The organism is Pseudomonas sp. URIL14HWK12:I6 (assembly GCF_000514195.1).
Taxonomy (GTDB): domain Bacteria; phylum Pseudomonadota; class Gammaproteobacteria; order Pseudomonadales; family Pseudomonadaceae; genus Aquipseudomonas; species Aquipseudomonas putida_A.
The window spans coordinates 120,820-142,626 of record NZ_AZVL01000006.1; the positions used below are offsets into that span (position 1 = coordinate 120,820).

A 21,807-nucleotide genomic window follows, 5' to 3' on the forward strand; every position below is an offset into this window, starting at 1 on the left:
GCGAAGGCGTCCTGACAGGCGCTGCGAGTATCAGGTGAACTCGAAGGTATCTGCATCCAGATTGGCCGGAAAGCGCTCCCGATACGCCGCCAGTGGCGCGGCCTCCAGCACAACCTTGAACACGCCGTCGGCCTCCCCCGCCGCCAGCAACGTCTCGCCCTGGAAATCCAGCACCTGACTGTCGCCGGTATAGGCGAAGCCCTTGCCGTCGGTGCCGATCCGGTTCACTGCCGCCACGTAGCACAGGTTTTCAATCGCCCGCGCCGGCAACAAGCGGTTCCAGTGCAGACGCCGTGCACCCGGCCAGTTGGCGGTGTATAGCAGCAGATCGGTGTCCTGCGCATCGCGACTCCACACCGGGAAACGCAGGTCGTAGCAGATCAGCGGGCGGATACGCCAGCCCTTGAGTTCGAACTGCACCTGGCGCTCGCCGGGGGTGTAGTGGTTGTGCTCACCGGCCATGCGGAACAGGTGGCGCTTGTCGTAATGCCAGACTTCGCCGTCCGGGCGTGCCCACAGCAGGCGATTGCGATGGCTGCCGTCCGCCGCCTGAATGATCACGCTGCCGGTGATCACCGCATTCAGTTTCACGGCCTGCGCCTTCATCCACTTGCTGGTCGGGCCATGCTCGGCTTCGGCGAGGGTTTCCGACTCCATGGAGAAGCCAGTGGTGAACATCTCCGGCAGGATGATCAGGTCGGCGCTTCGGGCCTGCTCCAGCAGCACCTCGAAGTGCTCGAGGTTGGCCTGACGATCATGCCAGGCCAGGCTGGTCTGGATCAGCGCCAGATTGAGATCGGGCAATGCACTCAGATCACGCATAGTTTTGCCGCTGCTTCGCGCAGCGTCTCCTCGCGTTTGGCGAAGCACAGGCGCACCAGGCGCTGGCCTTCGGGTGGATTCTGGTAGAACACCGACACCGGAATGCTCGCCACGCCGTGTTCGCGAGTCATCCAGATCGCCATGTCGACGTCGTTCAAGTCAGGGCGGATCTGCGAGTAGTCGACCAACTGGAAATACGTGCCGGTGACGCGGGTGAAGGTAAAGCGCGACGGCGCCAGCAAATCGCAGAACAGGTCGCGCTTGGCCTGATAGAAACCCGGAAGCTCTTCGACGTGTTCCGGGTGCTCGGCCATGTAATCGGCCAGGGCATATTGCAGCGGCGTGACACCGCAGAAACTGACGTACTGGTGCACTTTGCGCAGCTCGGCGGTCAGCGCCGGCGGTGCAACCACGTAACCGGTTTTCCAGCCGGTGACGTGGTAGGTCTTGCCGAACGAGCTGACCACGAAGGCGCGCTGATACAGCTCTTCGTGAGCCAACACACTGACATGCGGCACGCCGTCGAACACCAAGTGTTCGTACACCTCGTCGCTGATCAGATAGATGTCGCGACCACGGATCAACTCCGCCAGTTGATCCAGTTCGGCACGGCTGATCAGTGCACCGCTCGGGTTGTGCGGTGTGTTGATGACGATCATTTTCGTGCGCGGGCTGAGGGCCGCGGCGAGCTTGTCGAAATCGATGGAGAAATCGTGCGGGTTCAGTTGCACATGCACGCAGCGGCCGCCCGCCAACTGCGTCGCCGGTTCATAGCTGTCGTAGCACGGGTCGAACACGATGACTTCGTCACCGCTGTGGATAACCGCCTGAATCGCACAGAAGATCGCCTGGGTCGCGCCCGGCGTTACGGTCACTTCGCTGTCGGCATCGACTTTCACGCCATAGCTGCGCGCGATTTTCGCCGCGATTTGCTCGCGCAGCGCCGGCAGGCCGGTCATCGGTGAGTATTGATTGTGGCCGCTGGCGATATGCCGACCGACCGCGTCACGCAGGGACTGCGGGCCGTCGAAGTCAGGAAAACCCTGGGACAGGTTGATCGCTCCGGTCTGCGCCGCGAGCTGAGACATCTGCGTGAAAATAGTGATGCCGACATTCGGCAGCTTACTGGTGATCATCGAGGGGTTCCCTGCTCTACACCCGGCTCTGACGGCGGCGCGGGAGAGCCCGAGAATAGCCCATCCGGCGCCCATAAAAAAAGGGCGCCCAACTGAGCACCCTCTTTATCGCCGAACCCTGTAGGAGCTGCCGCAGGCTGCGATCTTTTGATCTTGCTTTCAAAGCAAAGTCAAAAGATCGCAGGCTTCGCCAGCTCCTACAGAAGCGGTTGAGCATTCCTACAACCTGATCACTTCTTGTCGCGGCGTTTCTTGCTGGCTTTCTTGTTGTGCGACATCAAGCGACGCTTCTTGTTGACCTGGCGGTCGGTCAGCGTGTTCTTGTTGCCTTCGTACGGGTTCTCGCCACCTTTGAACTCGATGCGGATCGGCGTACCGACCAGCTTCAGCACACGGCGGTAAGTGTTCTCCAGATAGCGCACATACGACTTCGGCACTTTCTCGATCTGGTTACCGTGGATCACGATGATCGGCGGGTTCGCACCACCCAGGTGAGCGTAACGCAGCTTGATCCGGCGGCTGTTGACCATCGGCGGCTGGTGCTCGCTGACCGCGTCTTCGAGAATCTGCGTCAGGCGGCTGGTCGGCCAGCGGGTAACCGCAGACTTGAACGAGTTCTGCACCGAGGCGTAGAGGTTGCCCACGCCAGTGCCGTGCAGCGCCGAGATGAAGTGAATGTCGGCGAAGTCGACGAAGAACAGCCGACGTTGCAGCTCGACCTTGACGAAGTCACGCTCGCTCGGGGTCATGCCGTCCCATTTGTTGATTGCGATCACCAGCGCACGACCGGCTTCGAGGGCAAAGCCCAGCAGGTTGAGGTCGTGATCGACCACGCCTTCGCGGGCGTCCATCACGAAGATCACCACGTTGGCGTCTTTGATCGCCTGCAGGGTTTTGACCACGGAGAATTTTTCGACTTCTTCGTGGATCTTGCCGCGCTTGCGCACACCGGCGGTGTCGATCAGCGTGTACTTCTCGTCGTTACGCTCGAACGGGATGTAGATACTGTCGCGGGTGGTGCCGGGCTGGTCGTAGACGATTACCCGGTCTTCACCGAGCATGCGGTTGACCAGGGTCGACTTGCCGACGTTCGGACGGCCGATGATGGCGATCTTGATCCCGTCTTTTTCGCTCGGGCCAGGAATGCGCTTGGCTTCCTCGCCTTCGGCAACGATCTCTTCCTCTTCGCCTTCCGCCGGTTCGTCATCATCACGCGGGAAATCGCTCAGTGCCGCTTCCAGCAGTTGAGTGATACCACGGCCGTGAGCACCGGCGATCGGGATCGCGTGGCCCATGCCCAGCGGGGCAAATTCAGCGCGGGCCATTTCCGGGTCGATGTTGTCGACCTTGTTGGCAACCACGTGGGAACGCTTGTTACGCTTGCGCAAGTGTTCGGCGATCATCTGGTCGGCGGCGGTGAAACCGGCCTTGGCATCTACCAGGAACAGCACAACATCCGCTTCTTCAATGGCCAGCAGCGACTGCTCGGCCATTTTTTCGTCCATACCGTGTTCGTCACCGGAGATACCGCCGGTGTCGATCAGAATGTAGGAACGCCCTTGCCACTTGGCCTCACCGTACTGGCGATCACGGGTCAGACCGGACAAGTCGCCGACGATGGCGTCGCGAGTCCTGGTCAGGCGGTTGAACAAGGTGGATTTGCCGACGTTCGGTCGGCCCACCAGGGCGATTACGGGAACCATGCGGCTCTCCACTTCGTTATTTCAGAAAATACAAAAGCCGCTGCGAGGCAGCGGCTGGTGCTCGGGGCAACACTGTGGGAGCGGGCTTGCTCGCGAAAAACCGTAGCAGCACCGCGTTTATTCAGGCTGTACGTGTCTTCGTTGAAGCCCTTCGCGAGCAAGCCCGCTCCCACAAATGAAGCTGCCTGGGGCGTTAACCCCAAGCATAGTTGTTACTTGATGGTCAGGGCTTCCAGTTTGCCGCTGTTGCCATACACATAGATCGTGTTGCCCACCACCAGCGGACGGGCACGCAGGCCGTCACTGTCGATACGCTCACGACCCACAAAACGACCGTCCACCTGGCTCAACAGGTGCAGGTAACCTTCCAGGTCACCGACGGCTACGTAGCTGGAGAACACTTCCGGAGCCGACAGTTGGCGGCGAGCCAGCGAGTCGTTGCTCCACAGTGCAGTGGTCGAACGCTCGTCAACGCCTTCAACGGTGCCCGAAGACAGGCTCACGTAGACGTTTCCGAAACCTTGAGCGACACCGGCATAGCTCGATGCATCGCGCTGCCACAATTGGCGACCGCTTTGCAGGTCGAGTGCCGCAACGCGACCCTGGTAGCTGGCAACGTACAACGTTTCGCCGGACAGCAGCAGACCGCCGTCGATGTCGACCACGCGCTCCAGTTCCGAACGACCGGTTGGAATCGCGACCCGTTGTTCCCAGACCGGCACGCCGTTGGAAATGTCCAGGGCGACCACTTTACCGGTCGACAGGCCAGCCACCGCGAGGCGGTTGGTCACCACGGGGGCGCTGGTGCCGCGCAGGGTCAGTACCGCAGGGGTGCTGTCGTAGGTCCAGCGACGGTCGCCGGTAGCCGCGTCCAGACCGATCAGACGATCGTCCTGAGTCTGTACCACTACGACGTCACCGTTGTTGGCCGGTGGCGCGAGGACTTCGCTGGAAACCCGGGCGCGCCACTTCTCTTCGCCGTTGATGGCGTCGAGGGCAACGATTTCACCCTTAAGGGTACCGATCGTGACCAGGCCGTAACCTACGCCAACGGCGCCGGAGACAGGCAGTTCAAGATCCTTTTTCCACTTCACGTCGCCATTGCTGCGATCCATGGCCATCAGCACGCCGGTCACATCGGCCGCGTAGATGGTGTCACCATCGATCGCCGGCACCAGCATGTTGTAGGTTTCGCCCTGACCGTCACCGATCGAACGGCTCCACTGCTTTTGCAGAACCACTTCTTCTTTGAAGTCGGTCAGCTCGGCCGGTGGCAGTTCTTTTTTGCTGTTGCTGCTGCAACCCGCGGCCAGAATGGCCAGAGCCAGCAATGCTGCATGCTTCCAACGGATCACGTCACGCATCCCCTTTGGCCAGGTCGTCGAGCTTGATTTGAAGGCCACCGACTGCCGCTTCATCCGACAGTGCCGCCTTGGCTTTTTGATACGCAGTGTTCGCCTCGTCGGTACGACCCAGCTGAACCAGCAGATCACCCTTGAGTTCTTCGCGAGTGGCCAGGAACGCCTTGTCGGCATCGCCGTCGAGCAGCTTCAGGGCTTCATCGGCCTTGTTCTGCGCACCCAGCACCTGCGCCAGACGCTGACGGGCGATTTCGCCCAGCGCCGGGTTGGCCGGTTTGGCAACGATGGCTTTGAGTTCAGTCGCAGCGTCGTCCAGCTTACCGCTGTCGACCGCTACTTTGGCCACGAACAGGCTGCCGTACTGCGCGTACGCGGTGCCGCCGAATTCGCTGTTGAGCTTGCCGGCCAGATCCGCAACGCGGGCAGCGTCAGGCTTGCCGTCCGGGGTCAGCGTGGTTTCCAGCAGTTGCTGATAGAGCACCGAGGCGCCTTGCGACTGGTTGCTCTGATACTTGTGAAAAGCCTGCCAGCCGAACACGATGACCAGCGCCAACAGGCCGCCGGTGACCAGAGGTTTGCCGTTGCGTGTCCACCAGTCCTTCAAATCCGCCAACTGTTCGTCTTCGGTACTCGACACCCCAATACTCCTTAATCGCTAAATCGGCTGTTTAGACAGCTTCAACCCTGCACGACGCAGGTGGCCAGGTGAGCGGCAAGCGCATCCCAGGCAATGCTTTGTTGTTCGCCCTGGCCACGCAGGGGTTTGAAACCTACCACTTGCTGGGCCATTTCGTCGTCACCCAGGATCAGTGCGTACAGCGCACCGCTCTTGTCGGCTTTCTTGAACTGGCTTTTGAAGCTGCCGGCGCCGGCATTGACTTGCAGACGCAGGTTTGGAAGCTGGTCACGCACACGCTCGGCCAAGGCCAGACCGGCCAGTTCGGCCTCCTCGCCAAAGGCGCAGAGGTAAACGTCGACCTGACGGGAGATTTCTTCCGGGATCTGCTCCAGGGTTTCGAGCATCAACACCAGACGCTCGATGCCCATGGCGAAACCCACGCCTGTAGTCGGCTTGCCGCCCATCTGCTCGACCAGACCGTCGTAACGACCGCCCGCGCAGACAGTGCCCTGGGCGCCGAGCTTGTCGGTGACCCATTCGAATACGGTTTTGCTGTAGTAATCGAGGCCGCGCACCAGTTTCGGGTTGAGCACGTACGGGATGCCAACCGCGTCCAGACGCGCCTTCAGACCTTCGAAGTGCGCACGGGATTCGTCGTCCAGGTAGTCGGCCATCTTCGGCGCATCGACCAGTACGGCTTGAGTGTCGGCATTTTTGGTGTCGAGCACGCGCAGCGGGTTGGTTTTCAGGCGACGCTGGCTGTCTTCGTCGAGCTTGTCGTGGTGCGCCGAGAGGTACTCGACCAGCGCTTCACGATAGCGACCACGGGACTCGCTGGTGCCCAGGCTGTTGAGTTCGAGCTTGACCGCATCACGGATACCCAGCTCGCCCCACAGGCGCCAGGTCATGATGATCAGTTCGGCGTCGATGTCCGGACCGTCGAGGTTGAACACCTCCAGACCGATCTGGTGGAACTGGCGATAACGGCCTTTCTGCGGACGCTCGTGGCGGAACATCGGGCCGATGTACCAGAGTTTCTGCACCTGGCCACCGCCGGTGATGCCGTGCTCGAGCACTGCACGCACGCACGCCGCGGTGCCTTCCGGACGCAGGGTCAGGGAGTCGCCGTTGCGGTCTTCGAAGGTGTACATCTCTTTTTCGACGATGTCGGTCACTTCACCGATCGAGCGTTTGAACAGCTCGGTGAATTCGACGATTGGCATGCGGATCTGCTTGTAACCGTAGTTATCCAGCAGACGCGCGACAGTGCCCTCGAAATAACGCCACAGCGGGGTCTGTTCGGGCAGGATGTCGTTCATGCCACGAATGGCTTGCAGAGACTTGCTCACTTTAAATCCTTAAATTCATTCGGCTTTCAGTCAGGCTCAGCCGCGCGCGATGACCGCTGCGTCAGCTTCGACCTTCTCGGCCGCTTTCTCGCGGATCAGCTTTTCCAGCTCGTCCACCAGATTGTCATTCGTCAGTTTCTGCGACGGCTTGCCGTCGATGTAAATCAGGTTTGGCGTGCCGCCGGTCAAGCCGATATGGGCTTCCTTGGCTTCGCCGGGGCCGTTGACCACGCAACCGATCACCGCGACATCCAGCGGCACCAGCAGGTCTTCAAGGCGCCCTTCCAGCTCGTTCATGGTCTTGACCACATCGAAGTTCTGCCGCGAGCAGCTCGGGCAGGCGATGAAGTTGATGCCACGGGAACGCAGATGCAAAGACTTGAGAATGTCGTAACCGACCTTCACTTCCTCGACCGGATCGGCCGCCAGCGAGATGCGGATAGTATCGCCAATCCCCTCGGCGAGCAGCATACCTAGGCCCACGGCGGATTTCACTGTGCCCGAACGCAAACCACCGGCTTCGGTGATGCCCAGGTGCAGCGGCTGGACGATTTCTTTCGCCAGCAGACGGTAGGCTTCAACGGCCATGAACACGTCGGAGGCTTTCACGCTGACCTTGAAGTCCTGGAAATTCAGGCGCTCGAGGTGCTCGACGTGACGCAGCGCGGACTCGACCAGTGCAGCCGGGGTCGGTTCGCCGTATTTCTTCTGCAGGTCTTTTTCCAGCGAGCCGGCGTTGACGCCGATACGAATCGGAATCCCGCGATCACGGGCGGCATCGACCACGGCACGCACCCGGTCTTCACGACCGATGTTGCCCGGGTTGATGCGCAGACAGTCCACACCCAGTTCGGCGACGCGCAGAGCGATCTTGTAGTCGAAGTGGATGTCGGCAACCAGCGGCACCTTGACCAGTTGCTTGATCCTGCCGAACGCCTCGGCGGCGTCCATGTCCGGTACCGAAACACGGACGATGTCGACGCCGGCGGCTTCCAGACGATTGATCTGGGCGACGGTGGCAGCCACATCATTGGTGTCGCTGTTGGTCATGCTCTGCACAGCGATGGGCGCATCGCCGCCAACAGGTACGTTACCGACCCAGATCTTGCGCGAAACGCGACGTTTGATTGGAGATTCGCCGTGCATGACTTATTGACCCAACTTCAGGCGAGCAGTCTCGCCACTGGTGAACGGAGCGATATCGACCGGTTGGCCGTTGTAGCTGACCTGTGCGGCGCGAGCCACACCCAGGCGCACCGCCAGTGGCGGTTTGCCGGAAACCGAAACGCTTTCGCCTTTATGTTTCAGACCGCTGAACAGCACTTTGCCGCGACCATCGGTGACCTGTGCCCAGCAATCGGCGGTGAACTGCAGTTGCACCTGGCCGTCGCCAGCCGCTGGGACAGCTGCTTCTGCGGTCGGCGCAGGGGTAGCCGCGACCACTGGTGCGGTGACCGTCGGCGCTGGTGTGGCCGGGGCATTCGGTGCCGGAGTCGCCGGAGCCGCCACAGCCGGGGCCGGTGTATGAACCGGTGCCGCCGGCGTGGTCGCAGCCGGGGCGGCGGGTGCGGTGGCCGGAGCAACCGGCTCGGCACCGGTCGATTCAGCGGTGGTTTCCGATTGCGGCAGTGCCAGAGCTGTCGCGCCCTCGGCCTGACCTTCGGCCACGGCCTGGTCTTCCGGCTCGTCGATCGGGTGAATCTGTGTGGTGCCGTCGGCGCCTTCGACTTCAACGTGCTCCGGGGCCAGGCTGGTCACGTCCTTGCTGCGCTGCGAGGTCTGATCCTGCCACCAGACGAAACCGCCGCCGATGACCGCGACCAGCAACAGCAGGCTGACAATACGCAAAATAGTGTGTGAAACCCGCACCGGCTCTTCGATACGACCCAGCGCATGCACATTGCTGCCTTGGGAGTCGGTACCGGTGGACTGGTCGAATTGCTGAACCAGAACGGTCTGGTCCATGCCAAGCAACTTGGCGTAAGCGCGAATGTAACCGCGAGCGAAGGTATGCCCTGGCAGCTTGTCGAAAGCGCCAGCTTCAAGATTGCTCAGGGAAGTCACGGTGAGGTTGAGCTTGAGGGCCACTTCGGCCAGCGACCAGCCATTGCTTTCGCGGGCCTGGCGCAAAGTCTCACCGGGATTAACGCGAGTCGCTGCTACAACTTCGGGATGCGCCGCTTTCATCATTGCTCCGACAGGTATTGCTGATATTCCGGCGTACCGGGATAGAGTCGTTTTAATTGCAGGCCATAACTGGCGGCCTTGTCGCGATCTTCAAACACTTTTGCCAGCCGAACGCCGAGCAATAGACTACGTGCATTTTGCTCGGTTAGCAGGCTGAAACGGTCGTAATAGTCACGCGCGGGCACATAATGCCTGTCTTCGAAGGACAACTCAGCCATTTCCAGCAAAGCGCGCGGTTGTTGACGGTTCAGCCGCAGGGCTTTTTCCAGTTGCTGCTGTGCCAGATCCCGCTGACCGAGTTTCGAGGCGGTCATGCCGAGGTTCTCGAAGACTCGCGAACGCTCAGGATACAGGGTATCGGCGGCTGCCTGCTCAAAACGCTCGTAGGCTTCCTTGTAACGCTGTTCTTCGTAGAGAAAACTGCCGTAGTTATTGAGGATTCGTGCATCGGTGGGACGCGAGGACAGGGCTTTGCGGAAATGTTCGTCGGCCAGCTTCGGCTCCATTTCGGCCTGGAACACCAGGCCGAGGGCAGCGTTGGCATCAGGATCGGAGCCGTCCAGCTCCAGCGCCTTCTTCAGCGGCACCTTGGCGCGCTCGGTCATCCCTTGCTGCAAGTATCCCAGTCCCAGCTGCACGTAGGCGGCACGCGCTTCGTCGCGGCCCTTGCTGGTCTTCATCGGGTTGTAGTCACCCGACAGGACACAACCAGCACACAGGCTGGCCATCAGCAACAGCAGCGCAAAGCGCAGGGACATAGAGATCCTCTCTTAGTTAGTGTTCGCGGCGTTCTGTGCCAGATCGCTGTCGGCGCTCAACTCGCGCACGGCGATGTAACGTTCACTGCGACGGGTGCGATCCAGCACCTGCCCTACCAATTGACCACATGCAGCGTCGATGTCTTCACCACGGGTGGTGCGGACAGTGACGTTAAAGCCGGCCTGATGCAACTGATCCTGGAACCGACGAATGGCGTTGTTGCTCGGCCGCTCGTACCCGGAATGCGGGAACGGGTTGAACGGAATCAGGTTGATCTTGCACGGAATGTCTTTGAGCAGCTCGATCATTTCCACGGCGTGCTCAAGCTTGTCGTTGACGTCCTTGAGCAAGGTGTACTCGATGGTCAGCACACGTTTCTCGCCCAGGGCGGACATGTAGCGCTGGCACGACTCGAGCAGCATCTTAAGCGGATATTTCTTGTTGATCGGCACCAATTGGTTACGCAATGCGTCATTCGGTGCGTGCAGGGACAACGCCAGGGAGACGTCGATGTGCTTGGCCAGCTCATCGATCATCGGCACCACGCCCGAAGTGGACAGGGTCACGCGGCGCTTGGAGATCCCGTAGCCCAGGTCATCCATCATCAGATGCATGGCGGCCACGACGTTGTCGAAGTTCAGCAGCGGTTCGCCCATGCCCATCATCACCACGTTGGTGATGGCGCGGTCGATGGTGGCGGGAACACTGCCGAAGGATTTGTTGGCAATCCACACCTGACCGATGACTTCGGCGGCGGTGAGGTTGCTGTTGAAGCCTTGCTTGCCGGTGGAGCAGAAACTGCAGTCCAGGGCACAGCCTGCCTGGGACGAAACGCACAGCGTGCCGCGTTTGCCCTGGGGAATGTACACGGTCTCGACACAGCTGCCGGACGCCACGCGCACCACCCACTTGCGGGTGCCGTCGCTGGAAATGTCCTCGCTGACCACTTCGGGACCACGGACCTCAGCAATAGCCTTGAGCTTGTCGCGCAAGGCCTTGCTGACGTTCGTCATGGCGTCGAAATCATCGACGCCAAAATGGTGAATCCATTTCATTACCTGACCGGCACGGAAACGCTTCTCCCCGATTGAGTCGAAGAATTTTTCCATTTCCGGCTGGGTCAGACCCAGCAGGTTTGTTTTAACAGTCGATGTAGTCATGGATTCACCTTCACTCTTTAAGCAATGCTTAGCGAGTGGTTACTTCAGTAGCTGCGAAGAAGTACGAGATTTCGCGAGCAGCAGCGGCTTCGGAGTCCGAACCGTGAACGGCGTTGGCGTCGATCGACTCGGCGAAGTCAGCACGGATGGTGCCAGCAGCAGCTTCTTTAGGGTTGGTAGCGCCCATCAGCTCACGGTTCAGAGCGATAGCGTTTTCGCCTTCCAGAACCTGAACAACAACAGGACCGGAGATCATGAAAGCAACCAGGTCGCCGAAGAAACCGCGCTCTTTGTGCTCAGCGTAGAAGCCTTCAGCTTCGGCTTTGGACAGTTGCTTCAGTTTCGAAGCTACAACGCGCAGGCCTGCTTTTTCGAAACGAGTGGTGATCTCGCCGATGACGTTTTTTGCAACAGCGTCAGGCTTGATGATGGAGAAAGTACGTTGAACAGCCATGGTGTAACTCCAGAAACAGTAATTTGCGAAAAATTAAACCCGCGAATTATACGCGGGTTCTTGGGTATTGCCTAACCTGCGAGACGATCAGTCCAATTCTGCGGCCCAAAGCTCCTGAACCCTTTCCAACACCTTCTCGCCAACGCGGCCAGAGGTCTTATCGAAGTCAGGCAGCTCCTCGATCATATGCTGCAGACGGACGAAACCTACAGAGTACGGATCGAGCCCCTCATGGGTCTCGGCCAGCTCTTCTGCAATACGTTGAACATCATTCCAACCGTAGCTCATGACAGTCTTACCAGTCAGTGCGGCGCTTCGGCCGCATGGTTAAGCGAATATTTCGGAATCTCGACGGTGATGTCTTCTTCACCAACGATAGCCTGACAGGCCAGACGCGATTGCGCCTCCAGACCCCAGGCGCGATCGAGGAAGTCTTCTTCCAGCTCGTCCGCCTCTTCCAGCGAGTCGAAACCCTCGCGGATGATGCAGTGGCAAGTGGTGCAGGCGCAGACGCCGCCGCAGGCGCTTTCCATCTCGATGTGGTGTTCGTGAGCCAGATCGAGAATCGAAGTGCCGGGTTCGGCCTCGACCACCATGCCTTCAGGGCAGAACTTCTCGTGGGGCAGAAAAATGACCTGCGGCATCAGATATCCTCGATTTCATTCAGATTGCGCCCCGACAGAGCGGCTTTCACCGTCAGATCCATGCGGCGGGCAGCAAAAGCATCGGTCACTTGCGACAGACGCTTGGTCTGCTGCTCGATGGCGTAACCATCGGTGCCTTTCATCAGTTCGGCCAGTTCCTGCATCTGCAGCTCGATGACCATGCGCTCTTCGGCGTCGAGCAAACGCTCGCCATCAGCCTCCAGAGCGCCCTGCACCGCTTCGATCAGGCGCTGGGCATCAACTTGCTGCTCACGCAGGACGCGGGCGACCTTGTCGTCATTGGCGTGCTGGAACGAGTCCTTGAGCATCTTGGCGATTTCACCGTCGGTCAGACCGTAGGACGGTTTGACCTGAATGCTCGCCTCGACGCCCGAACCCAGTTCGCGGGCAGACACGCTGAGCAGGCCGTCGGCATCGACCTGGAAGGTCACGCGAATCTTCGCCGCACCGGCCACCATCGCCGGAATGCCGCGCAGTTCGAAGCGCGCCAGGGAGCGGCAATCGCTGATCAGCTCGCGCTCACCCTGCAGCACATGGATCGCCATGGCCGACTGGCCGTCTTTATAAGTAGTGAAGTCCTGCGCACGGGCGACCGGGATGGTGGTGTTGCGCGGAATCACCTTCTCCATCAGCCCGCCCATGGTTTCCAGCCCAAGGGACAGTGGAATCACGTCGAGCAGCAGCAGTTCGCCGCCATCACGCTTGTTGCCAGCCAGCGTATCCGCCTGGATCGCGGCCCCGATGGCCACCACTTGATCCGGGTCGATTTCGGTCAGCGGCTGACGACCGAAGGCTTCGGCGACGGCTTCACGAACGCGCGGCACACGGGTCGAACCACCGACCATGACCACGGCATGCACGTCTTCCAGTTCGATACCGGAATCACGCACGGCGCGGCGGCAGGCTTTCAGGCTGCGAGCAACCATCGGCTCGATCAGCGCATCGAAGGCTTCGCGGGTCAGCTGCGCTTTCCAGTCACCGTAGGCGACTTCAACGCTGGCCGCATCGGTCAGGGCTTCTTTGGCCGCACAGGCGGTTTGCAGCAGATTGCGTTGTGCGCCCGGGTCGAGATCGGCAGACAGGCCGGCGCTCTCGATAATCCAGCCGGCAATCGCGTGATCGAAGTCATCGCCGCCCAGCGCGCTGTCGCCGCCGGTGGCCAGCACTTCGAAAACACCGCCAGTCAGACGCAGAATCGAAATATCGAAGGTTCCGCCGCCCAGGTCATAGATTGCGACCAGACCTTCGGCGTGTTGATCCAGGCCATACGCCACGGCGGCAGCGGTCGGCTCGTTGAGCAGACGCAGCACATTCAGACCGGCGAGTTTCGCCGCATCCTTGGTGGCTTGGCGCTGCGCATCGTCGAAATACGCCGGAACGGTGATCACCGCACCGACCAGCTCGCCACCCAGGGTCGCTTCAGCACGCTGACGCAAAACCTTGAGGATATCGGCAGAGACTTCGACCGGGCTTTTCGGACCTTGTACGGTGTCGATGAACGGCATGTGCGATTCGCCGCCGACAAAGCGGTATGGCAGTTGCTCGCCCAATTGCTTGACGTCGGACAAACCACGCCCCATCAGGCGCTTGACCGACAGCACAGTATTCAAGGGATCGGAGGACGCGGCCAGTTTGGCCGACTCGCCAACCTCGACGCGGTCGGCGTGGTAACGCACGGCGGACGGCAGGATGACCTGCCCGTCAGCGTCGGCCAGTGGCTCGGAAAGACCACTGCGCAACGCAGCGACCAGCGAATTGGTAGTGCCCAAGTCGATCCCCACAGCCAGGCGACGCTGGTGCGGTTGAGGACTTTGGCCGGGTTCGGCGATCTGCAGTAGGGCCATCGTGATCAGGACTTATCTGTATATCAGGCGTGCGACCGGAGCGGCACTGGGTTAATCGTCGAGGCGCTCTTCTAACTGGCGCACTTCGTAGGTGAGCTTGTCGAGGAACTGCATGCGCCGCATCAGGCGTTCGGCCTGCTCGCGTTGCGCCGCATCATCCCAACAGGCTGCGAAGCTTTCGTTGAGTTCTTCCTGAGCCACTTTCAGGCGCCGCTTGAATACCGCGACACCGTCAAGGTCGGCACTGTCCTGAAGGTCTTCGAGTTCTTCGCGCCATTGCATCTGCTGCAGAAGAAACTCGGGATCATGGACCGTGACTTCCATCGGCACTTCATGCCCGCTGATGGTCAGCAGGTAGCGTGCACGCTGGGCCGGACTCTTGAGCGTCTGGTATGCGTCATTGAGCCGCGCAGACTGCTCGAGCGCCGACCGCTGCTCGCGCTCGGATGCGTCGGCAAAGCGGTCAGGATGAACGCCACGCGCCAACTCACGGTAGCGCGTGGCCAACTGCTCGAGATCCAGGCGAAAGCTCGGTTGCAGCTCGAATAAAGCGAAATGACAAGGAATACCCACGACAAGCCTCAGATGTTGAAGCTTTCGCCGCAGCCACATTCACCGCGTACGTTGGGGTTGTTGAACTTGAAGCCTTCGTTCAACCCTTCCTTGACGAAATCGAGCTCGGTGCCGTCCAGGTAAGCCAGGCTTTTCGGGTCGATGATCACTTTCTCGCCGTGACTTTCGAACACCTGATCCTCGGCAACCACCTCGTCGACAAACTCCAGCACGTAGGCAAGGCCGGAACAGCCCGTGGTGCGAACACCCAGACGAATCCCTTCACCTTTGCCGCGCCCGTCGAGGGAGCGTCGCACGTGTCGAGCAGCCGCTTCTGTCATGCTGATAGCCATCGTTGACTCCTTACTCGTCGCGCAATGCTTAGATCAAGCCTTTCTTCTGCTTGTAGTCGCGAACAGCCGCTTTGATAGCGTCTTCAGCGAGTACCGAGCAGTGGATTTTCACTGGCGGCAGAGCCAGTTCTTCGGCCAGCTGAGTGTTCTTGATGGTCTCGGCTTCGTCCAGCGTCTTGCCCTTCATCCACTCGGTGGCCAGGGAGCTGGAAGCGATTGCCGAACCGCAGCCATAGGTCTTGAACTTGGCGTCTTCGATAACGCCTTGATCGTTGACCTTGATCTGCAGACGCATCACGTCGCCGCACGCCGGAGCGCCGACCATACCGGTGCCGACATCCGGGTCTTCCGCGTTCATCTTGCCGACGTTGCGCGGGTTTTCGTAGTGGTCGATGACCTTTTCGCTGTAAGCCATGGTGCTTAATCCTCACTCATCAGAGAGTCGCTCTTTAAGCCCTGCAACCTGGGGTCGCAGGGCCGGTTCGCGGCGACTTGAAATCAGTGTGCCGCCCACTCGATTTTCGAAATGTCGACACCGTCTTTGTACATGTCCCACAGCGGCGACAGAGCGCGCAGCTTGGTAACGGCCTCGCAGACTTTCTGCGCGGCGTAGTCGATTTCTTCTTCGGTGGTGAAACGGCCGAAGGTGAAACGGATCGAGCTGTGTGCCAGTTCGTCGTTGCGGCCGAGGGCACGCAGCACGTACGAAGGCTCCAGGGACGCCGAGGTGCAGGCCGAACCGGACGATACCGCCAGATCCTTGAGCGCCATGATCAGCGACTCGCCTTCAACGTAGTTGAAGCTCAGGTTCAGGTTGTGCGGAACGCGGGCGGTCAGGCTGCCGTTGACGTACAGCTCTTCCAGATGCTCGACCTGCTTGTAGAAGCGGTCGCTCAGGGCTTTGATGCGCACGTTTTCGGCAGCCATGTCTTCCTTGGCTACACGGAACGCTTCGCCCATGCCGACGATCTGGTGGGTCGCCAGGGTGCCGGAGCGCATGCCGCGTTCGTGACCGCCGCCGTGCATGGTCGCTTCGATGCGCACACGCGGCTTGCGGCTGACGTACAGCGCGCCGATGCCTTTAGGGCCGTAGGTTTTGTGGGCGGAGAACGACATCATGTCGACTTTCAGCTTCTGCAGGTCGATGTCGACCTTGCCGGTGGACTGAGCCGCGTCAACATGCAGCAGAACGCCCCTGGAGCGGGTCAGTTCGCCGATGGCAGCGATGTCGTTGATGGTGCCGATTTCGTTGTTCACGTGCATCACCGACACCAGGATAGTGTCTTCGCGCAGTGCCGCTTCGATCATCGCCGGAGTGATCAGACCGTCTTCGGTCGGCTCGAGGTAGGTGACCTCGAAGCCTTCACGCTCCAGTTGGCGCATGGTATCGAGGACAGCCTTGTGTTCGATCTTGCTGGTGATCAGGTGCTTGCCCTTGGAGCCATAGAAATGCGCCGCACCTTTGATCGCCAGGTTGTCGGATTCGGTGGCGCCGGATGTCCAGACGATTTCACGCGGATCGGCGTTGACCAGGTCGGCCACCTGACGACGGGCGTTTTCGACGGACTCTTCAGCTTTCCAGCCGAACACGTGGGAACGGGACGCCGGGTTACCGAAGTTTCCGTCGACCAGCAGGCATTCACTCATCTTTTGCGCAACGCGCGGATCGACCGGGGTGGTCGCAGAGTAATCAAGGTAAATCGGCAATTTCATGGACTATCTCCTAAATCAGGCTGGCTGGCGTGCCGCTAGCTCTTTGGCTGTCATTCGACGGCGGACGCTTCAATCTTGTTCAGGCGCGGCGCCTTGCCATTGCAACGACGCTGATCCTGACGCTGGGCCACTTCCTGCACCTCACGGCGAGTTACGAGGTCGGCCAAGCTGATACCGCTGAGAAATTCGTGAATCTGCAGGCTCAGGTCGCACCACAGGTGATGAGTCAGGCAGGTGTCGCCGGAGTGGCAATCGCCCTGGCCTTGGCACTTTGTAGCATCGACCGATTCGTTGACCGCATCGATCACCTGAGCCACCTGGATGCCCTGCATGTCGCGTGACAGCTGGTAGCCACCGCCTGGACCGCGAACACTGGAAACCAGGTTACTGCGGCGCAGCTTGGCGAAAAGCTGTTCGAGATAGGACAGGGAGATGCCTTGGCGCTCGGAGATATCGGCCAGGGACACCGGCCCGTGCTGCGCGTGCAACGCCAGGTCAAGCATGGCGGTCACGGCGTATCGGCCTTTTGTAGTCAGTCGCATGGACAATTACCACGGAGTTCGGAATGGGCGGGAGTATGCAATTCCCGAGCATTTAAGTCAACTATAAGACCTAGTGCTTTAGTCGGGTTTACCCGCAAAAGAGCGCGCGCATCATAGCAAAGGCTGGCGGCGTACAGCCAGCGCAACCGCGAGATCGCTCTTCGCGAGCAGGCTCGCTCCCACATTGGAAAGCATTCACCAGTGGGAGCGAGCCTGCTCGCGAAACGCAGCACCCCGGTTTAGCTGGCCTGGCTCTGATCCTTGCCCTTCACGCAGGCGAAGTCTTCTTCGCGCAGCTCAGGCAGATCTTTCGCACAGTAATTACTGCCCAGATCCTTCAGCGCGCCGCACATCCCTTCCAGCCGTCCATCCACCGCTTGCAGGTGATCGAGCAACTGACCGATGGCTCGGGCCACCGGATCGGGCATGTCTTCGCTGACACCATAAGCATCGAAGCCGATCTTCTCAGCCATCGCTTTGCGCTTGGCGTCCTGCTCTTCATCGGTTTTGACGATGATCCGCCCCGGAATCCCCACCACTGTGGCGCCCGGCGGCACTTCCTTGGTGACCACTGCATTGGAGCCGACTTTCGCGCCAGCCCCCACCGTGAATGGACCGAGCACTTTGGCACCAGCACCCACGACAACCCCATCACCCAGCGTCGGGTGGCGCTTGCCCTTGTTCCAACTGGTGCCGCCGAGGGTTACGCCCTGATAAATGGTCACGTCATCGCCGATCTCGGCGGTTTCACCAATGACGATGCCCATGCCGTGGTCAATGAAAAAGCGCCGACCAACTTTGGCACCCGGATGAATTTCGATCCCGGTCAACCAGCGACCGAAGTTCGACACCAGCCGCGCCAGCCATTTCAGCTCGTTGCGCCACAGCATCCCGGCCAACCGATGAATCCAGATCGCGTGCATACCGGGGTAGCAGGTCAGGACTTCAAAAGCGTTACGCGCCGCCGGGTCTCGATGGAATACGCTCTGGATATCTTCACGCAAACGCTCAAACATCATTCAGTCCTTCCGCTTAAGAAGCTCACCACGGGCCGCTTTTTGGGTTTCCGTGAGGATGCCACGCAAAATATTCATTTCCGCCCGGCTGACCGAGCTGCGTCCGTACAATCGGCGCAGGCGCGCCATCAAGTGCCGTGGCTTTTCCGGATCGAGGAATTCGATGGCAACCAGCGTCTGCTCCAGATGCTCGTAAAAGCGCTCCAGCTCATCCATGGTCGCGAGCTCGGCGCTTTTCACCGAGGCCACTTCTTCTTTCTCGATCTTGGTCGGCTGCCCTTGAGCGGCCAGCCAGGCCATGCGCACTTCGTAGCTCAACACCTGCACCGCCGCCCCGAGGTTCAACGAGCTGAACTCAGGATCGGAGGGGATGTGCACGTGAAAGTGACATCGCTGCAGCTCCTCGTTGGTCAGGCCGGAGTCTTCACGACCGAACACCAACGCGATTTGTGCGCCCTGCCCCGCTTCCTCGACCACTTTGCTCCCGCATTCGCGGGGATCGAGCAGCGGCCAGGGAATGCGCCGGTCACGGGCGCTGGTGCCGAGCACCAGATTGCAGCCGACCAGGGCGTCTTCCAGAGTGGCGACGACTTGCGCGTTTTCAAGGATGTCACCGGCACCGGAAGCACGCGCATCGGCTTCGTGATGCGGAAACAGGCGCGGTTCGACCAGCACCAGCCGCGACAGACCCATGTTTTTCATGGCGCGCGCGGCCCCGCCGATGTTGCCGGGGTGGCTGGTATTGACCAGGACGACACGAATGTTCTGCAGCAAGGGAGGCGCTCTCGGACACAGGAAAGGGGTGCAAATCTTACAGAACAGCCTACCGTTAAGCTATGAAAGCGAACAGCGACCTTCACCTGAAGAAAAGTTCTGATAGAATGCGCGGCTTTCTTTAACAACCTTAGGTGACACATCCATGCAGCCCATGCTGAATATCGCGCTGCGCGCCGCCCGCAGCGCCAGTGAACTGATCTTCCGCTCCATCGAGCGCCTGGATACCATCAAGGTCGACGAAAAAGACGCCAAGGATTATGTATCCGAGGTCGATCGCGCCGCCGAACAGAAAATCATCGATGCTCTGCGCAAGGCTTACCCGAATCACTCGATCCAGGGTGAAGAGACCGGCATGCACGTCGGTAACGGCATCGAAGGCGAAGAGTACCTGTGGATCATCGATCCACTGGACGGCACCACCAACTTCCTGCGTGGCATTCCTCACTTTGCTGTCAGCATTGCCTGCAAATACCGTGGTCGCCTGGAGCACGCAGTGGTTCTGGATCCGGTTCGCCAGGAAGAATTCACCGCCAGCCGTGGTCGCGGCGCTCAACTGAACGGTCGTCGTCTGCGCGTCAGCGGTCGCACCAGCCTCGACGGCGCTCTGCTGGGCACTGGCTTCCCGTTCCGTGACGACCAGATGGACAACCTCGACAACTACCTGGGCATGTTCCGCGCCCTGGTTGGCCAGACTGCCGGCATCCGCCGCGCCGGCTCCGCCAGCCTGGACCTGGCCTACGTGGCTGCCGGTCGTTTCGACGCGTTCTGGGAATCGGGTCTGTCCGAGTGGGACATGGCTGCAGGCGCCCTGCTGATTCAAGAAGCTGGCGGCCTGGTGAGCGACTTCACCGGCGGTCACGATTTCCTTGAAAAAGGCCACATCGTTGCCGGCAATACCAAATGCTTCAAGGCAGTACTGACGGCGATCCAGCCGCACCTGCCGGCTTCGCTGAAGCGCTAAGCTTCCTGCGAAAAGCAAAAAGCACCCTTTGGGGTGCTTTTTTTATGCCTGGAATTCGATCTTCAGATCACCAAAACCTTCATGTGGGAGCGAGCCTGCTCGCGAATGCGGTATGCCAGCCGACATCAATATTGACTGTCAGAATGCATTCGCGAGCAGACTCGCTCCCACAAGAAATCCGGGTTTAGCCAGAAATTCCGGGCACAAAAAAGCACCCCGCAGGGTGCTTCTTGTTAAACAGTCGGTCCTTACTGAGCCGGCTGATTCTGCGACAGAATCAACTTGCCTTCCTTGTCGACCGGAATCTGGTTGCCCGGATCGCGATCCATCCGCACTTTGCCTTCCTTGCCATCGAGCGAATAACGCACGTCGTAACCGACAACCTTGTCGCTGATGTCATTCACGGTGTTACAGCGAGTCTGGGTGGTGGTGTAGGTATCGCGGTTCTGCATGCCTTCCTGCACCTTGTTACCGGCATAACCGCCACCGACCGCGCCAGCGACCGTGGCAATCTTCTTGCCGGTACCGCCGCCGATCTGGTTACCCAGCAAACCACCCGCTACCGCACCAATCGCGGTACCGAGGATCTGGTGTTGATCCTTGACCGGCGCCTGGCGGGTTACAGCAACATCCTTGCACACTTCACGTGGAGTCTTGATCTGTGTTTTGACCGGTTCTACGGCCAGCACTTGCGCATACTCAGGGCCGCTTTTAACCAGGCTGTAGGTGGCAACAGCACCCCCGGCAGTCACACCGACAGCACCCAATACCGCACCAACCAGCAACGACTTGTTCACATGAACCTCCTGACCATCACATGCGGGACGCGCCCGCGCTTCTCCCAGCCTTGGAGCATAAAAAAAGGCGCGAGTTCAACTCGCGCCTTTTTCGGGCTGACAACCGGTGAAGCGATGGCCGTTATGGACGGTCGTCGACTTCCTTCTCGGTGTTGGCCGGAGGAATCAGATCCTCGGTGCTCAGGTTCAGCCAGATCAGCACCACGTTCGCGATGTAGATCGACGAGTAGGTACCCGCCAGAACGCCGATGAACAGGGCGATGGAGAAGCCGAACAGGTTGTCGCCACCGAAGAACAGCAGCGCAGCGATCGCCAGCAAGGTGGAGATCGACGTTGCCATGGTCCGCAGCAAGGTCTGGGTGGTCGAGATGTTGATGTTCTCGATCAACGAAGCCTTGCGCAGCACACGGAAGTTTTCACGAACCCGGTCGAACACGACGATGGTGTCGTTCAGCGAGTAACCGATGATCGCCAGTACCGCCGCCAGCACCGTCAGGTCGAAGGTGATCTGAAAGAACGACAGAATACCGACAGTCACGATCACGTCGTGAATCAGCGAAACGATGGCGCCGACCGCGAATTTCCACTGAAAGCGGAAAGCCAGGTAAATCAGGATGCCGCCGAGCGCCAGGAGCATGCCGAGGCCGCCCTGGTCGCGCAGCTCTTCACCGACCTGCGGGCCGACGAACTCGACGCGCTTGACCGTCGCCGGGTTGTCGCCGCCGACTTTCTGCAGCGCGTCTGCTACCTGATGGCCCAGCTGCGGATCTTCACCCGGCATGCGCACCAGCAGGTCGGTGGTCGCACCGAAGTTCTGCACGATGGCTTCGTGGTAACCGGAATTCGCCAGTTGCTCGCGCACTTTGGTGACGTCAGCCGGACGCTCGTAGGTCAGCTCGATGAGCGTACCGCCGGTGAAGTCCAGACCCCAGTTCATGCCCTTGTGGAAAACGCTGAACAAGGCCAGAACGGTGAGAAACACAGTGACGCCGAACGCAAAGTTGCGAACGCCCATGAAGTTGATTGTACGTAACATG

24 protein-coding genes are annotated in these 21,807 nt (G+C 60.0%); 1 reads left to right on the plus strand and 23 read right to left on the minus strand.

Translation table 11 applies throughout. From position 1 onward, the window contains the following. Window positions 1-30: 30 nt before the first annotated feature. From H043_RS0112290 to trmJ, 21 genes are all read right to left on the minus strand, one after another. Window positions 31-822 carry an amidohydrolase gene (locus H043_RS0112290; protein ID WP_027612130.1) on the minus strand — a complete coding sequence of 264 codons (792 nt, stop codon included), beginning with the start codon at window positions 820-822 and terminating at the stop codon, window positions 31-33. Continuing rightward, on the minus strand, window positions 810-1,958 hold the full coding sequence (locus H043_RS0112295; protein WP_027612131.1) for a pyridoxal phosphate-dependent aminotransferase: 1,149 nt from the start codon (window positions 1,956-1,958) through the stop codon (window positions 810-812). Before H043_RS0112295 ends, H043_RS0112290 begins: the two co-directional genes overlap by 13 nt. Window positions 1,959-2,188: 230 nt before the next feature. Further along, on the minus strand, window positions 2,189-3,661 hold the full coding sequence (gene der / locus H043_RS0112300) for a ribosome biogenesis GTPase Der (protein WP_027612132.1): 1,473 nt from the start codon (window positions 3,659-3,661) through the stop codon (window positions 2,189-2,191). A 212-nt stretch (window positions 3,662-3,873) separates the two neighbouring features. Then, window positions 3,874-5,025 carry an outer membrane protein assembly factor BamB gene (gene bamB, locus H043_RS0112305; RefSeq protein WP_027612133.1) on the minus strand — a complete coding sequence of 384 codons (1,152 nt, stop codon included), beginning with the start codon at window positions 5,023-5,025 and terminating at the stop codon, window positions 3,874-3,876. Beyond that, window positions 5,018-5,659, minus strand: coding sequence for a tetratricopeptide repeat protein (locus tag H043_RS0112310; protein ID WP_007964436.1), 642 nt, complete (start codon window positions 5,657-5,659; stop codon window positions 5,018-5,020). Before H043_RS0112310 ends, bamB begins: the two co-directional genes overlap by 8 nt. A 41-nt stretch (window positions 5,660-5,700) precedes the next feature. Continuing rightward, complete coding sequence (hisS, locus tag H043_RS0112315) at window positions 5,701-6,990, minus strand: histidine--tRNA ligase (protein WP_027612134.1); 1,290 nt, start codon at window positions 6,988-6,990, stop codon at window positions 5,701-5,703. A gap of 36 nt (window positions 6,991-7,026) precedes the next feature. Next, a complete protein-coding gene (gene ispG, locus H043_RS0112320) occupies window positions 7,027-8,136 on the minus strand; it encodes a flavodoxin-dependent (E)-4-hydroxy-3-methylbut-2-enyl-diphosphate synthase (RefSeq protein WP_007964434.1) in 1,110 nt (369 codons plus the stop codon). Window positions 8,137-8,139: 3 nt separating this feature from the next. Beyond that, on the minus strand, window positions 8,140-9,177 hold the full coding sequence (locus H043_RS0112325; RefSeq protein WP_027612135.1) for a RodZ family helix-turn-helix domain-containing protein: 1,038 nt from the start codon (window positions 9,175-9,177) through the stop codon (window positions 8,140-8,142). After that, window positions 9,177-9,935 (minus strand): type IV pilus biogenesis/stability protein PilW, encoded by a 759-nt coding sequence (pilW, locus tag H043_RS0112330; RefSeq protein WP_007964430.1) that lies wholly within the window; start codon window positions 9,933-9,935, stop codon window positions 9,177-9,179. Before pilW ends, H043_RS0112325 begins: the two co-directional genes overlap by 1 nt. 12 nt (window positions 9,936-9,947) lie before the next feature. Beyond that, window positions 9,948-11,096 carry a 23S rRNA (adenine(2503)-C(2))-methyltransferase RlmN gene (gene rlmN, locus H043_RS0112335; RefSeq protein ID WP_003227893.1) on the minus strand — a complete coding sequence of 383 codons (1,149 nt, stop codon included), beginning with the start codon at window positions 11,094-11,096 and terminating at the stop codon, window positions 9,948-9,950. A 28-nt stretch (window positions 11,097-11,124) separates the two neighbouring features. Further along, on the minus strand, window positions 11,125-11,550 hold the full coding sequence (gene ndk, locus H043_RS0112340) for a nucleoside-diphosphate kinase (RefSeq protein ID WP_007964426.1): 426 nt from the start codon (window positions 11,548-11,550) through the stop codon (window positions 11,125-11,127). An 87-nt stretch (window positions 11,551-11,637) separates the two neighbouring features. Next, entirely contained in the window at window positions 11,638-11,838 is a 201-nt protein-coding gene (gene iscX, locus H043_RS0112345; RefSeq protein WP_003227895.1) for a Fe-S cluster assembly protein IscX, read from the minus strand. A 14-nt stretch (window positions 11,839-11,852) separates the two neighbouring features. Next, complete coding sequence (fdx, locus tag H043_RS0112350; RefSeq protein ID WP_003227897.1) at window positions 11,853-12,194, minus strand: ISC system 2Fe-2S type ferredoxin; 342 nt, start codon at window positions 12,192-12,194, stop codon at window positions 11,853-11,855. Then, window positions 12,194-14,059, minus strand: coding sequence for a Fe-S protein assembly chaperone HscA (gene hscA, locus H043_RS0112355; RefSeq protein WP_003227899.1), 1,866 nt, complete (start codon window positions 14,057-14,059; stop codon window positions 12,194-12,196). The genes fdx and hscA overlap by 1 nt, the downstream gene beginning before the upstream one ends. A 51-nt stretch (window positions 14,060-14,110) precedes the next feature. After that, complete coding sequence (gene hscB / locus H043_RS0112360; protein WP_008084660.1) at window positions 14,111-14,632, minus strand: co-chaperone HscB; 522 nt, start codon at window positions 14,630-14,632, stop codon at window positions 14,111-14,113. A gap of 8 nt (window positions 14,633-14,640) precedes the next feature. Continuing rightward, window positions 14,641-14,964: an iron-sulfur cluster assembly protein IscA gene (iscA, locus tag H043_RS0112365; RefSeq protein ID WP_003227904.1), complete on the minus strand. Its 324-nt coding sequence runs from the start codon at window positions 14,962-14,964 to the stop codon at window positions 14,641-14,643. A gap of 28 nt (window positions 14,965-14,992) precedes the next feature. Further along, window positions 14,993-15,379 (minus strand): Fe-S cluster assembly scaffold IscU, encoded by a 387-nt coding sequence (gene iscU, locus H043_RS0112370; protein ID WP_003227907.1) that lies wholly within the window; start codon window positions 15,377-15,379, stop codon window positions 14,993-14,995. Window positions 15,380-15,462: 83 nt separating this feature from the next. Continuing rightward, entirely contained in the window at window positions 15,463-16,677 is a 1,215-nt protein-coding gene (locus H043_RS0112375) for an IscS subfamily cysteine desulfurase (RefSeq protein WP_027612136.1), read from the minus strand. Window positions 16,678-16,727: 50 nt separating this feature from the next. Beyond that, window positions 16,728-17,219, minus strand: a complete 492-nt coding sequence (gene iscR / locus H043_RS0112380) for a Fe-S cluster assembly transcriptional regulator IscR (protein ID WP_027612137.1) — start codon at window positions 17,217-17,219, stop codon at window positions 16,728-16,730. Between the two features lie 239 nt (window positions 17,220-17,458). Then, entirely contained in the window at window positions 17,459-18,235 is a 777-nt protein-coding gene (gene cysE, locus H043_RS0112385) for a serine O-acetyltransferase (RefSeq protein WP_003227913.1), read from the minus strand. Window positions 18,236-18,238: 3 nt separating this feature from the next. Next, on the minus strand, window positions 18,239-19,009 hold the full coding sequence (gene trmJ / locus H043_RS0112390; protein WP_027612138.1) for a tRNA (cytosine(32)/uridine(32)-2'-O)-methyltransferase TrmJ: 771 nt from the start codon (window positions 19,007-19,009) through the stop codon (window positions 18,239-18,241). A gap of 145 nt (window positions 19,010-19,154) precedes the next feature. Between trmJ and suhB the strand changes: the two genes are divergently transcribed. Then, complete coding sequence (gene suhB / locus H043_RS0112395; RefSeq protein ID WP_003227916.1) at window positions 19,155-19,973, plus strand: inositol-phosphate phosphatase; 819 nt, start codon at window positions 19,155-19,157, stop codon at window positions 19,971-19,973. A 248-nt stretch (window positions 19,974-20,221) separates the two neighbouring features. On the opposite strand, the gene H043_RS0112400 is transcribed toward suhB, so the two are convergent. Further along, entirely contained in the window at window positions 20,222-20,770 is a 549-nt protein-coding gene (locus H043_RS0112400; RefSeq protein WP_027612139.1) for a glycine zipper 2TM domain-containing protein, read from the minus strand. A gap of 121 nt (window positions 20,771-20,891) precedes the next feature. Next, window positions 20,892-21,806 (minus strand): protein translocase subunit SecF, encoded by a 915-nt coding sequence (gene secF, locus H043_RS0112405; RefSeq protein WP_027612140.1) that lies wholly within the window; start codon window positions 21,804-21,806, stop codon window positions 20,892-20,894. Between the last annotated feature and the right edge of the window lies 1 nt (window position 21,807).